Annotated in this window: 11 protein-coding genes and 1 tRNA gene; 6 read left to right on the top strand and 6 right to left on the bottom strand. The window is 67.6% G+C overall.

Annotation, left to right across the window (positions count from 1 at the left end; translation table 11 throughout):
- Positions 1 to 163: 163 nt before the first annotated feature.
- A tRNA-Ala gene (locus JL100_RS27060) sits at positions 164 to 239 on the bottom strand.
- 185 nt (positions 240 to 424) lie between these two features.
- Here JL100_RS27060 and JL100_RS27055 point away from each other — a divergent pair.
- Genes JL100_RS27055 through JL100_RS27040 form a run of 4 tightly spaced genes read left to right on the top strand, consistent with a single transcriptional unit; the run spans position 425 to position 3,001 of the window.
- Positions 425 to 709: a YggT family protein gene (locus JL100_RS27055; protein ID WP_201075279.1), complete on the top strand. Its 285-nt coding sequence runs from the start codon at positions 425 to 427 to the stop codon at positions 707 to 709.
- Positions 709 to 1,083 (top strand): DUF167 domain-containing protein, encoded by a 375-nt coding sequence (locus tag JL100_RS27050; RefSeq protein WP_202683491.1) that lies wholly within the window; start codon positions 709 to 711, stop codon positions 1,081 to 1,083. The genes JL100_RS27055 and JL100_RS27050 overlap by 1 nt, the downstream gene beginning before the upstream one ends.
- Positions 1,080 to 2,015: a bifunctional methylenetetrahydrofolate dehydrogenase/methenyltetrahydrofolate cyclohydrolase FolD gene (folD, locus tag JL100_RS27045; RefSeq protein ID WP_202683492.1), complete on the top strand. Its 936-nt coding sequence runs from the start codon at positions 1,080 to 1,082 to the stop codon at positions 2,013 to 2,015. The genes JL100_RS27050 and folD overlap by 4 nt, the downstream gene beginning before the upstream one ends.
- Positions 2,012 to 3,001: a magnesium transporter CorA family protein gene (locus JL100_RS27040; RefSeq protein ID WP_202683493.1), complete on the top strand. Its 990-nt coding sequence runs from the start codon at positions 2,012 to 2,014 to the stop codon at positions 2,999 to 3,001. Before folD ends, JL100_RS27040 begins: the two co-directional genes overlap by 4 nt.
- A gap of 43 nt (positions 3,002 to 3,044) precedes the next feature.
- Here the strand turns inward: JL100_RS27040 and JL100_RS27035 are convergent, their stop codons facing one another.
- Complete coding sequence (locus JL100_RS27035; protein WP_202683494.1) at positions 3,045 to 4,943, bottom strand: PAS domain-containing protein; 1,899 nt, start codon at positions 4,941 to 4,943, stop codon at positions 3,045 to 3,047.
- A gap of 80 nt (positions 4,944 to 5,023) precedes the next feature.
- On the bottom strand, positions 5,024 to 5,782 hold the full coding sequence (locus tag JL100_RS27030; RefSeq protein ID WP_202683589.1) for an SDR family oxidoreductase: 759 nt from the start codon (positions 5,780 to 5,782) through the stop codon (positions 5,024 to 5,026).
- Between the two features lie 156 nt (positions 5,783 to 5,938).
- Here JL100_RS27030 and JL100_RS27025 point away from each other — a divergent pair, with 156 nt between their 5' ends.
- Both JL100_RS27025 and JL100_RS27020 read left to right on the top strand, forming a co-directional pair.
- A complete protein-coding gene (locus JL100_RS27025) occupies positions 5,939 to 7,468 on the top strand; it encodes a sigma-54-dependent transcriptional regulator (RefSeq protein WP_228420928.1) in 1,530 nt (509 codons plus the stop codon).
- A gap of 408 nt (positions 7,469 to 7,876) precedes the next feature.
- Complete coding sequence (locus tag JL100_RS27020) at positions 7,877 to 8,086, top strand: cold-shock protein (protein ID WP_158047568.1); 210 nt, start codon at positions 7,877 to 7,879, stop codon at positions 8,084 to 8,086.
- 160 nt (positions 8,087 to 8,246) lie between these two features.
- Here JL100_RS27020 and JL100_RS27015 read toward each other — a convergent pair whose 3' ends face one another.
- Genes JL100_RS27015 through JL100_RS27005 form a run of 3 tightly spaced genes read right to left on the bottom strand, consistent with a single transcriptional unit; the run spans position 8,247 to position 11,840 of the window.
- Complete coding sequence (locus JL100_RS27015; protein ID WP_202683495.1) at positions 8,247 to 10,322, bottom strand: methyl-accepting chemotaxis protein; 2,076 nt, start codon at positions 10,320 to 10,322, stop codon at positions 8,247 to 8,249.
- Positions 10,323 to 10,334: 12 nt separating this feature from the next.
- A complete protein-coding gene (locus JL100_RS27010; protein ID WP_202683496.1) occupies positions 10,335 to 10,709 on the bottom strand; it encodes a response regulator in 375 nt (124 codons plus the stop codon).
- A gap of 9 nt (positions 10,710 to 10,718) precedes the next feature.
- Positions 10,719 to 11,840 (bottom strand): ATP-binding protein, encoded by a 1,122-nt coding sequence (locus tag JL100_RS27005; RefSeq protein WP_202683497.1) that lies wholly within the window; start codon positions 11,838 to 11,840, stop codon positions 10,719 to 10,721.
- Between the last annotated feature and the right edge of the window lie 219 nt (positions 11,841 to 12,059).

Genomic DNA, 12,059 nt, shown 5'->3' with positions numbered 1-12,059 from the left:
CCGTCGAACAGGTTCCGCAACGGCATCCCGGCTTGCCAGCAGGCTTCGAAACTATCGGAAGCTTGGAGGCAGGAGCTTTTGTGGGGAATCGCCTACAGGTTCGCAGGACCTGCCTACGGAGCCGTCTTGCCTGTAACCAGTAATATTGAATTTTAAGGAGGATTGGTGGAGCCGAGGAGGATCGAACTCCCGACCTACGCATTGCGAACGCGTCGCTCTCCCAGCTGAGCTACGGCCCCACACCTGAACCTCACACCGCCGAAACCGTCGCGGTGGAGTGGGCCGGATAATGGTGGGCGGAACGGGGTCTGTCAAGCGTCCTGCGTCGAAATATGCTTTCGGCTCCGCAGGCTGCGGTGCTTGCCTGAGGCAGGTGGGGAGGGTAGGGTGCAGCGCATTTTTTTGTCCTGCGGCCCGGTAGACCATGCAATCTCTTTTCCTGCTGATCGATACCATTCTGGGGCTCTATGTCTGGATCCTGATCGCCTCGGCGATCCTGAGCTGGCTTGTCGCCTTCAACGTGGTCAATACCCGCAACCGAGCGGTCTATGTGATCGGCGACTTCCTCTATCGCGTGACCGAACCGGTGCTGGGACCGATCCGGCGCATCCTGCCCAACCTGGGCGGATTGGACCTCTCGCCGATCGTCGTGATCCTGCTGATCTTCTTCATCCGCAACCTGCTGCGCGAGTACGCGTTCCTGGTGTGATGCCGTTCAAGCCGGTCGCGGACGGGGTGACGGTCGCCGTCCGGCTGACGCCCAGGGCGTCGCGCAACGCCGTGGCCGGGATCGGTGCCGGATCGTCCTCCGGAGCCGGGCACGCGGAGCGGGGGCAGTCGGGGCGGGAGCAGGCCGTGCTCAAGGTGATGGTGACCGCCGTGCCCGAATCCGGCCGCGCCAACGAGGCCTTGGTCCGGCTGCTGGCGAAGGAGTGGAAAGTGCCCAGGTCCGCCATCACGCTGGTTGCGGGCGCCACCGACCGCAACAAGATCCTGCATGTCGCCGGCGATCCCGCCGACCTCATGACCCGTTTGACCACCCTGTCCGTTCCAACCGATCCGTCCGGAAGTTCCAAGCCATGAGCCAGGCACGCATCATCGACGGCAAGGCCTTCGCCCAGCGCCTGCGCGACCGCCTGTCCCTCCAGGTCGCCGCCCTCGGCGAGGCCCATGGGCTGCAACCCGGCCTCGCCGTCGTCCTGGTCGGGGAGAACCCGGCCAGCCAGGTCTATGTCCGCAACAAGGGACAGGCGACGGTAGCCGCCGGCATGCGCTCGTTCGAGCACAGGCTTCCCGACTCCACCGACCAGGCGACGCTGATCGGCCTGGTCGAGCGGCTGAACCGCGACCCCGCCGTCAACGGCATCCTGGTGCAGCTGCCGCTGCCGCCGCAGATCGACCCGGCGGCGGTGATCGCCGCGATCGACCCGGACAAGGACGTGGACGGCTTCCACGTGGAGAACGCGGGCCGGCTGGCGCTCGGGCTGCCCGGCATGGTGCCCTGCACGCCGCTGGGCTGCATGATGCTGCTGAACGACGTGCTGGGCGATGACCTCTCCGGCCGGCGGGCGCTGGTGCTCGGCCGCTCCTCGATCGTCGGCAAGCCGATGGCCAGCCTGCTGCTGGCGGCGTCCTGCACCGTCACCACCGCCCATTCGCGCACCCGCGACCTGGCCGAGGAATGCCGGCGCGCCGACATCCTGGTGGCCGCGGTCGGCCGGCCGGAGATGGTGCGCGGCGACTGGATCAAGCCGGGCGCCACCGTGATCGACGTCGGCATCAACCGGGTCCCCTCGCTCGATCCGGTCGCGGCCTCCGAGGGCAGGACGCGGCTGGTCGGCGACGTCGCCTTCGACGAGGCGGCCCGCGTGGCCGGCGCCATCACGCCGGTGCCGGGTGGCGTCGGCCCCATGACCATCGCCTGCCTGCTGCTCAACACGCTGACCGCCACCTGCCGGCAGAAAGGCGTGGCGATTCCCGCCTCCTCCCCTGGCGCCTCCCCCGCGGCGCCATGATCACCGCCTACGGCCACACGGAAGCGGGCGTCTTCAAGGAGCCGCTGGAGACCGGCGCCGCGCTGCCGGACGGCGCCGTCTGGATCGACCTGCTCCACCCGACCGAGGAGGAGCGGGGCGTCATCGCCCGGCTTCTCGGCATCGACCTGCCGACCCACGAGGAGATGATGGAGATCGAGGTCTCCAGCCGCCTCTATGTCGAGAACGGCAGCGCCTACATGACCACCCCGGTGATCACCCGCGCCGACACCGAGCATCCGGGGCTGGGCGTCCTGACCTTCATCCTGACGCCGGGCCATCTGGTCACGGTCCGCTACGTGGAGCCCAAGAGCGTCGACACCTTCGCGGTCCGGCTCCAGCGCCAGCCCGAGCTGATCGCCGGGCCGGAGAGCGCGCTGCTCGGCATGCTGGACGCCGTCGTCGACCGCGCGGCGGACGTGCTGGAACTGATCGGCGGCAGGGTCGACGGGATCAGCCGCCGCGTGTTCGACGACCCCCTGCCGGCGAAATCGCGCGATCGGGCGCGCAAGCCCGACTCCCTGCGCGAGGTCATGCGCGACATCGGACGGATCGGCGACGTCACCAACAAGGTGCGCGACAGCCTGGCCGGGCTCGACCGGCTGGTGGCCTATCTGGCGACGGTCAGCGCCGGCCGGCTCGACAAGGAGCAGAAGGCGCTGCTGAAGAGCCTCAACCGCGACCTGCGGTCCTTGGGCGAGCATGCGGGCTATCTCAGCCACCAGACCAACTTCCTGCTCGACGCGACGCTCGGCGTCATCAACATCGAGCAGAACGGCATCATCAAGATCTTCTCGGTCGTCGCCGTGGTGTTCCTGCCGCCGACCCTGATCGCCAGCATCTACGGCATGAATTTCCAGTTCATGCCCGAACTGGACGAGTCCTGGGGCTATCCCCTGGCGCTCCTGCTGATGGTCGTCTCGGCGATCCTGCCGCTGGTCTATTTCCGCCGCAAGGGCTGGCTGTAGCGGCATCCGGAAGGGGCCTCCGGACCCCGTCTCGGGGCCGTCCTCACGGTCCCGCGACCGACTCCCACGGCAGCGCCATGCGGCAGAGCAGCCCGTCGGCGCGCCAGTCGAACTCCACCTCCCCGTCGAGCTGGCCGGCGACGGTCCGCTCGATCAGGTTCATGCCGAATCCGCGCCCGGTCGCCGTGCCGCCCGGCCGCCGGGTCGTCTCGATCCAGCGGACCGTCAGTCGGCGGCCCGCCGGCGCGATCTCCAGCACGCCGTCGACCGCCAGCCCCCCGCCGGGATCGGACAGCGCGCCGTACTTGGCCGCGTTGGTGGTCAGTTCGTGGAACACCATGGCGAGCGCCACGGCGCCCGCCGGGTTCAGCGCGACCGGCTGAAGCTCCAGCCGGATCGCGGTGCCGTTGGCCCGATAGGGTTCCAATGTCTGGGCGACCAGGTCGGGCAGATAGGCCGCTTCCCAGTTCTGGTCGGTCAGCAGGCTGTGGGCCCGGGACAGCGCGCCGAGCCGGCCGGAGAAGGACTGGACGAAGTCCTCCCGGCTCGAACTCCGCCGCAGGGTCTGCGAGGCGATCGCCTGGACGATCGCCAGCGTGTTCTTGACCCTGTGGCTCAGCTCCGCCAGCAGGGTCTTCTGGTGCTCGTCGGCGCGGCGGCGCCGGGTCACGTCGCGCACGGTGCCGTCGATCCGGACCGCCTTCCGGACGCCGCCGGCCTCGGCGAACTGGCTGCGGCCGCGCGACGCGATCCAGCGGACCGATCCGTCCGGCCGGCGGACCCGGAACTCCAGGTCGAACCGCCCGTCGCCCCCGGGATCGCAGGCCCGCCGAAGGGCCTCCCTGACCGCCCTGCGGTATTCGGGATCGATCAGCTCCAGCCGGGTGTCGATGCTGATGACCGCGTCGGGATCCAGGCCCAGCATGGTCTTGCAGCGCTCGGAGGCCTCCACCGTGCCGCTCCGCGGGTCGATCACCCAGGTGCCCAGGTCGGCGGCTTCCACCGCGAGCCTCAGCCGAAGCTCGCTTTCCAGCAGCCGGCGGCCGTCGTCGCTGGCCTGGGTCACGTCGGTATTGATCGCGACCGCCCCCAGGATCGAATCGCCCAGCCGGATCGGCGCCGCCGCCGACCGGAGCACCAAGTCGCGGCCGGTCCTGACGTTGCGGACCAGCACGTCCCGAACGGTCCGTTCCCCCGCCAAGGCCCGCATGAAGGCCTGCTCGTCGGTGCGCAGCGGCACCCCGTTGCGGGCGTCGCGGACCTGGATCAGCTCCGCCAGCTCCGGCACCGGGTGGTTCAGCTCCTCCAGGCTGTCCAGGCCCAGCATGTCCAGGGCGCGGCGATTGCAGCGCGCGATGCCGGCCGAGGTCCCGACATAGACCGCGTCGGGGATGCTCTCGATCACCGCGTCCAGCTCGGCGGCCTGGCGCAGCAGTTCCGCCTCGATCGCCTTGCGTCCGGTCATGTCGATCAGGAAGCCCAGCATGCGCATGGGCTCGCCCTCGGCATCGAAGAAGAAGCGCCCGTCGTCCTGCATGGTCATCCAGCGCCCGTCCTTGTGACGGAACCGGTATTCCAGGTGGAACGGCGTCCGGGTGGCGCGGACATGGGCGATCTCCCGCTCGAAGGCGGCGCGGTCGTCGGGGTGGATCAACTCGATGGTATGGGCCAGGCCGCCTTCGGCCAGCTCCTCCGCGGTCCAGCCCAGCACCTCCTCGCAGCCGCCGCCCCAGGACATGCCGTCGGTCCGCGCGTCCCAGTCGTAGAAGACGTGGCCGGCGGCCATCACCGTCGCCTCGTACCGCCTCCGCCAGTCGTCGGCCGCCTCCTCGGCCCGCAGGCGCGCCGCGGTTTCCGCCCGCAGACGCTCCTCCAGTTCCGCGATCCGTCGGGCGGCGGCGTCCGGGGCTGGAACTTCGGGAGGAATCTCGAAAGTCGGCACTCAGATCTCCTGGCAAATCTCCTGGCGGGATGCCGGTACGCCGACCCTTGTAGCCGCTACCGTGTCCATTGCAACCAAACTTATATGCAGCGGCCCCCGTCCACTTCCAGCGCCACTCCGGTGATGAACTCGGCCTCGTCCGACGCCAGGTAGAGCGCCGCGTTGGCGATGTCGTCGGGCCGGCTCATGCGGCCGAGCGGGATGGTCGCGGTGAACTGGCGCCGCCGCTCCGGCGTGTCCTCGCCCATGAAGTCCTGGATCATGCCGGTGTCCCCGATCACCGGGCACAGCGCGTTGACCCGGATCTTCAGCGGCGCCAGTTCCACCGCCATGGACTTGGTGGCGACGATCGCCGCTCCCTTGGAACTGTTGTACCAGGTCAGCCCCGGGCGCGGCCGGAGGCCGGCGGTCGACGCGGTGGTCAGGATCACGCCGCCGCCGCGCCGCTCCAGCACGGGCACCACGTGCCGGGCCGCCAGGAACAGGGCCTTGACGTTGACCGCGTAGATCCGGTCGAATTCCGCCTCGGTCACCTCCAGCATCGGCTTGTTGCGGTGGGTGTAGCCGGCATTGTTGACCATGATGTCCAGCCCGCCGAACCGCTCGCAGGCGGCCTCGACCATGGCCTTGACAGCGCCGTCGTCGGTGACGTCGGCCTTGAAGAACATCGCGGCGCCCTCCCGCCCCGACGAGATCGAGTCGGCGACCCGGCGGCCCCGGTCCTCGTCCAGGTCGTTGACCACGACGCTGGCCCCCTCGCGCGCGAAGGTCCGGGCGATGCCTTCGCCGAATCCCGATCCGGCCCCGGTGACGATGGCGATTTTGTTGGCCAGGCGCATCATTCCTCCAATTTTTCTCTTTTGGTTCAAAGCCGTCACTCTGCCCGGCGCGATCTCCCGCGCCGCGGCCGCCTAACGTTGGCAGGGATTGCCCCTTCGTGCAATCTGTCTGCCGTACCACCGGAACGTTGCTCCGGTTCGACGAAATCGGGTAGGGTGCCGATCATCAATGTTCATCCGAGCGACAGGAAGATCATCGTCATCGCCAAGGTTCTGCTGGTCGAAGACACTCCCTCCCTGGCCCGTGTCTACGCCGAATATCTGAAGAAGGCCGCCTTCACGGTCGAAACCGTGGAGACTGGCGCCGCCGCCCTGGAAGCCCTGCGGGAAACCGTGCCCCAGGTCGTGCTGCTCGACCTCCAGTTGCCCGACATGAACGGCATGGAGATCCTGAAGCACGTCTCCGGCCAGCAGATTCCGACCGCGGTGGTCGTCATCACCGCGCACGCCTCCGTCAACCTCGCGGTGGAGGCGATGCGGTACGGCGCCTACGATTTCGTCGTCAAGCCCTTCACGGCGGACCGGCTGCTGGTCACCGTCCGCAACGCGGTCGAGCGGCTGCGCCTGGCCCAGATCGTCGACACCTTCACCGACGAGCTCGGCCGCAGCCGCTTCCACGGCTTCATCGGCAGCTCGTTCCCGATGCAGGCGGTCTACCGGATCATCGACAGCGCGGCGGCCAGCCGGGCCACCGTGTTCATCACCGGCGAGTCGGGCACCGGCAAGGAAGTCTGCGCGGAGGCCATACACCGGCAGAGCCCGCGCCGCGACAAGCCGTTCGTCGCGATCAATTGCGGCGCGATCCCGAAGGAGCTGATGGAGAGCGAGATCTTCGGCCACGCGAAGGGCGCCTTCACCGGCGCCGTGGCCGAGCGGGAGGGGGCGGCCGCCCGGGCCGACGGGGGAACGCTGTTCCTGGACGAGATCTGCGAGATGGAGCTGGGGCTCCAGACCAAGCTGCTCCGCTTCATCCAGACCGGCACCTTCCAGAAGGTCGGCGGCACCCGGATGGAGAAGGTGGACCTGCGCATCCTGTGCGCCACCAACCGCGACCCCCTGCGCGAGGTCGAGGAGAACCGCTTCCGCGAAGACCTCTATTACCGCCTGCACGTGATCCCGGTCCATCTGCCGCCGCTCCGCGAGCGCGAGGACGACGTGCTGGACATCGCGCGCCAGTTCCTGATCGACTACGCGGCGGAGGAGGGCAAGGGCTTCAGCCACTTCCACCCTGCCGTCGAGCAGGTGCTGCGGCACTACCACTGGCCCGGCAACGTGCGGCAGCTGCAGAACGTGATCCGCAATGTGGTGGTGTTGCACGACGGGGCGGAGGTCACGGCGGCGATGCTGCCGCCGCCGCTGAACCAGCATTCGGCACTCCAGCTCCAGCCCCCGAACCGCTACGCCGCTCCGGCCGAGGATTCCCCGGCGGCGCCCCGGGGTTTCGGAGCGCAGGGTCCGGGGCCGCAGGGGCCGGGCACCCAGGTTCAGGAGCCTCAGGGCGGCCAGGCGGCCGCCGTCGCCGAGCCCCGGCCGATCCGGCCGCTGTGGCTGGTCGAAAAGGAAGCGATCGAGGAAGCCATCGCCGCCTGCGACGGCAACATACCCCGGGCGGCGGCGCTGCTCGGCATCAGCGCCTCGACCATCTACCGCAAGCGCATGGCCTGGGAAGCCGAAGGCCGGGCCTGACCGCTACATCGCCGGTACGACCCCAGGTCGGCTCCTGTCGACCATCGGTGCCATTTTATTTCGAGATTCCCCTGTCAGGACCACCTTGCAGGACCACCAGTCCGTGCAAGACCACTAATCGGCGGCGAGTCCCAAGTCGTGCTCTTTGGACATAGGGAAAATCACTTTGGACCATAGCTGAGCGAGCAAAAAGACATATTCGCGGACTCTATGCTTGTGCCACTCAACTCAAGTCGGTAGCGTAATTTTCAAGTCATCCATGGTTCGGGTTTTCGCTGCGCCGCAATAAATATCAAGGGCGGACTGCTCCACCATCGATCACGAAGTTGGGTTCCGGCCCGACGATACAGCCTGCATCACCAGGGAATGCCGGCTGCACTAGCCTAAGACGACCAGGGAGTTACAGTCATGGCGACTGGCACGGTTAAGTGGTTCAATGCTACCAAAGGTTACGGATTCATCGCACCCGAGAATGGCGTGAAGGATGTCTTCGTCCACATCTCCGCCCTCGAACGCTCGGGTATCCGGGGCCTCAACGAAGGCCAGAAGGTCAGCTATGAACTGGCGCGCGGAAATAACGGCAAGGAAGCGGCGGTCAACATCAGCCTCCTGGATTGATCATCCCTCCGAGGCGACGAAGCGGTACCGATCGTCCCCTTGAGACAACGAGAGATCGATCTCCAGACTTCGAAACGCGGGAGGAAGACGGCGGTCTTCCTCCCTTCTTCTTTGCCTCCGCTGTCGCGACCGGTGCCGGAAACCGGTTTCCGGCCGTTCGTCATGCCGCCCGGCTTCCGCTTCCCGGCTCCCCGCCCAGCCCCAGCGCCGCGACATGCGTCCGCATCCGCTGGAGATGCTCCAGGTCGAGCGGGAACTGGATGGTGGTCCGGCAGCCTTCGGTCACGGCCACCCGAGCCCGCAGGTCGCCGGCTATCCCGTCGATGCCGATCCTGATCAGCTCTCCGGTGGGACCCGGCAGCGCCGGGGATAGGACGGCGTGGGCGCTCGAGATCTCCTCCACCCGTCCACGCCACGTGCCGGTGCCGAGGGCAGCCTCCGCGGCCCGATCGATCCGGTAGGTCGTGAAGGTGTCGTCGTCGGCGTTGGTGTTGCGCATGGCCTTCAGGAAGGTTTCCATTTCCTGGCTCAGGCTGGAAGACTCGTCCCTCAGCTCGGTGGCGAAGCGGCTGACGCCCGCGGCGCTGGAGCCCACCGTCACCGCCTGTCCCTTGATCCGTCCCACGCTGTCGGTGACCGTGCCGGAACTCCGCGCGACGAAGTCGATGTTGCGGACCATCTCGTTCAGGGTCGCATCCTGCTCCTGCACGGCCGACACGATGCCGGAGATGTAGCTGTTGACCTCCCCGATCAGCTCGGCGATCTCCGTGATCGCGCCCGCGGAGGAGGTCGAGACCTGCCGGACGCCGCCGATCCTGGCGCCGATCTCCTCGGTGGCCCGCGTGGTCTGGGTCGCCAGCTGCTTCACCTCCGCCGCGACCACCGCGAACCCCTTCCCGGCGTCGCCGGCGCGGCTCGCCTCGATCGTGGCGTTGAGCGCCAGCAGGTTGGTCTGTTTCGAGATGTTCCGGATCAGCTCGACGACCTGCTCGATCTGCACGGCCGTCTCCTGAAGCCGGCCGACCTCGTCGCGGGCGGCGTCGGCGGCCGCGACGGCCCTGTTCACCACGTCGGCCGACCTGGCGATCTGCCGGCCGATCTCCTGCGCGCTGACCAGCATCTCCTCCGACGCGCTGGCGAGCGTGCCGGCGCTTTCCGAGGAGTGGCTCGCCTCGCCGGCGACCTGGTCGGCCATGCTCAGGGTGTCGCCGCTCTGGCGCGTCATGGTCGTCGCCTCATCGACCATCGCCTTGGATGACGAGCCGATCCGGTTGAACACGGCGCCGATGCTGGCGCCGAAGATGCCGACGAGCTGGCTCAGTTCCTCGCCCTGGCGCTGCCGCTTGGCGCGCTCCCGCCGCTGCAGGGTTTCCAGTTCGCGTGCCTTGGCCATGTCGGCGCGGAACACCTTCATGGTCGCCGACATCTCGTGGACCTCGTCGCGGAAATAGGGCGTGACGATCTCGGTCTCCAGGTTGCCGCCGGCGAGGTCCTTCATGGCGTTCGTCAGCTTGCTCACCGGCTTGGTGATGCTGCGCGCGATCAGGATCGACAGGGCGCCGGCCAGGATCAGGATGATGCCCGACAGGCTCGCGATCAGCATCGTCGCCCGCGCCTCGTCGTCCCGGGCGCGCCGGACCGCCATTTCGGTCGATGCGGAGACATTCTCCATCAGGTCGATGATGGCATGGTCGAGCGCCTCCTGTTCCTTTTCCAGGTCCTCCGCGAGCGTCATCAGCGCGGTGACGGTCGTCGGCACGGTGCGGGTGCCGGACTCCCGGATGCGCTGCAGGATCGCCTCGGCGCCCTTCTCGTACCGGGCATGGCGTTCCTCGATCTGCCTGACCTGCTCCTCGAAACTCCTCATGTCGGCCCCGTCGGAGGCCGCCCGCGCTTCCCCGATCATCCGTTCGAGCCGGACGATCTCCTCGTCCATCTGGTGCGACAGCCGGCTGAACTCGGCGGCGACCTGGTCCAGCCGGTTCTCCGCGACGCTGATCTCGCCCTCCCGCAGCATCCGTTCGAACAGGACCGCCTGTTCCAGCTGGTGGGTGGTGATCTGGCGCAGCAGGGCGCTGATCGGCATGCTGCGGTCGGCGACCTGGGTCAGCTCATGGCCGATCCGGACCATGCTGGTGAAGCTGATCGCCGCGACCAGGCACAGGAAGGCCAGCGACATGGCGGTCAGGACGTAGATTCGGGAACCGATCTTCAGGCTGCGGAAGAAGTTGGGCATGATGGCGCTCGTTCAGGCGGGAGAGGAAAGGATTTCGCGGACCGCGGTCAGCAGATCCTCGCGGGAGAAGGGTTTTTCCAGGGTGCGGTCCGCCCTGGCGGAGGCCACCAGCAGCGCCTGCCGGGCGGTCACGCCGCCGGCTCCCCCGGACACCGCCAGGATCGGCAGGGCCGGCCTGGCTGCCTTGGCCTCGATGATCACCGAGGTGCCGTCCTTCCTGGGCATGACGATGTCGCAGACGACCATGTCGTAGGTATTGGCCCTGATCTTGGCCAAGCCCTCCTCGCCGTCGCCCGCCGTGTCGATCCGGTGGCCGGCGATGGTCAGGACTACGCCGAGCGCGTCCCGCACCCCCGGCATGTCCTCGATCAGCAGTATGTGTGCCATGGAATGTTCCTATGCCTCGTGGATCGTTGGAAGGTGGATCGAGAAAGTGCTGCCGCCGGGAGCCTGGCTGCTGGCGGTGATGGTTCCGCCGGCCTCGCGCACGATCGACTGGCTGACCGCCAGTCCCAGTCCGGTCCCCTCGTCGCGCGGCTTGGTCGTGAAGAAGGTCTCGAACAGTTCGCCCAGGTGCCGTTCCTCGACGCCGCATCCGGTATCCAGGATGTCGATCCGCAGATAGTCGCCGGGAAGGAGGCCCAGGCCCTCCGCCTCGCCGGGTAACAGGCCACGGCGGCCCCAGCGGATCGTCAGGTCGCCACGCCCCTGCATGGCGTCGACGGCGTTGGTGACCAGGTTCCCGATCACCTGGAGGAAATGCCGGACCGTTATCGTCACCGAGCCCGGTGTGCCGCCGGACGGGATGTCAACGATCCGGAGCCGGACCGTGTCGGGCACGATCCCCTCCACAAACCGCCTTGTCTCGGCGGCCAGCACCGTCGCGGCGACGGCGTCCGCGCCCCGATGGGACGGATTCCGGGCCACGCCCAGGACGTCGGTGGTCAGTTGGAGGGCGATGTCCAGGTTGGTCCGAAGCGTGGCCAGGGACCGGCGGATGTCGTCCGGGCGCAGGCTCTCCCAATCCTCCAGGATCTCCGCCATCAGCCGGATCGGCTGGAGGGCGTTCTTGATCTCGTGGCTGATCCCGGCGGTCAGGCGGCCCAGCGCCGCCAGCTTCTCCCGCTCATGGTCCAGCCGAAGCCGCTGGTGCAGCGGGGTGACGTTCGACTGGATGCCCATGTAGGCGATGGGCGTGCCCGAGGCGTCCGGCACCGGGGCCAGGTAGAGATGATTGACGAAGGTGCTTCCGTCCTTGCGGTAGTTGACCAGGTTCACCTGGACGGTCTCTCGGGCCGCGATGCCGTCGCGGATCCGGGAAAGCGCGGAAACTTCGGTCAGCGGTCCCTGGAGGAACCTGCAGTTCCGGCCGACCACCTCGTCCCGGCCATATCCCGTCATATCCAGGAAGGCCTGGTTGGCATAGAGCAGGGGCATGTCGCCCTTGAGGGAGCTGACGGTATGGGCAAGCTCGCTGACATCAAGCGCTCGAAGCAGCATTTCAGGACAGAGTTTCATGCTATTTACTTTTTCTAAAGTAATTGTTCCGGCATTCCCTTGATGGGTTGCGAGTCTTTCCTTCAGAATAGGCAAGGAATGTCTTCGCGGACCGGATCATAGCGTCAGGAAATCAAATGCCCTCTTGTGCAAAGGGCCAGAGCCGGTAGGCCTTTACGCGATATTTTAAATAAAAGTGATATTACGATCGGCGGGATGGCCGTCGGGACGCCCGGTGGG

Source organism: Skermanella mucosa (assembly GCF_016765655.2).
GTDB lineage: Bacteria > Pseudomonadota > Alphaproteobacteria > Azospirillales > Azospirillaceae > Skermanella > Skermanella mucosa.
The sequence above is the reverse complement of the archived record's forward strand: the minus strand, read 5'-3'. Positions and strand labels throughout refer to the sequence as shown.

Bases quoted from the DNA above. Each gene is read 5' to 3' on its own strand.
- JL100_RS27040 (WP_202683493.1), top strand. From the start codon at position 2,012: ATGATCACCGCCTACGGCCACACGGAAGCGGGCGTCTTCAAGGAGCCG.
- JL100_RS27005 (WP_202683497.1), bottom strand. From the start codon at position 11,840: ATGAAACTCTGTCCTGAAATGCTGCTTCGAGCGCTTGATGTCAGCGAG.
- JL100_RS27055 (WP_201075279.1), top strand. From the start codon at position 425: ATGCAATCTCTTTTCCTGCTGATCGATACCATTCTGGGGCTCTATGTC.
- folD (WP_202683492.1), top strand. From the start codon at position 1,080: ATGAGCCAGGCACGCATCATCGACGGCAAGGCCTTCGCCCAGCGCCTG.
- JL100_RS27050 (WP_202683491.1), top strand. From the start codon at position 709: ATGCCGTTCAAGCCGGTCGCGGACGGGGTGACGGTCGCCGTCCGGCTG.
- JL100_RS27030 (WP_202683589.1), bottom strand. From the start codon at position 5,782: ATGCGCCTGGCCAACAAAATCGCCATCGTCACCGGGGCCGGATCGGGA.
- JL100_RS27010 (WP_202683496.1), bottom strand. From the start codon at position 10,709: ATGGCACACATACTGCTGATCGAGGACATGCCGGGGGTGCGGGACGCG.
- JL100_RS27015 (WP_202683495.1), bottom strand. From the start codon at position 10,322: ATGCCCAACTTCTTCCGCAGCCTGAAGATCGGTTCCCGAATCTACGTC.
- JL100_RS27020 (WP_158047568.1), top strand. From the start codon at position 7,877: ATGGCGACTGGCACGGTTAAGTGGTTCAATGCTACCAAAGGTTACGGA.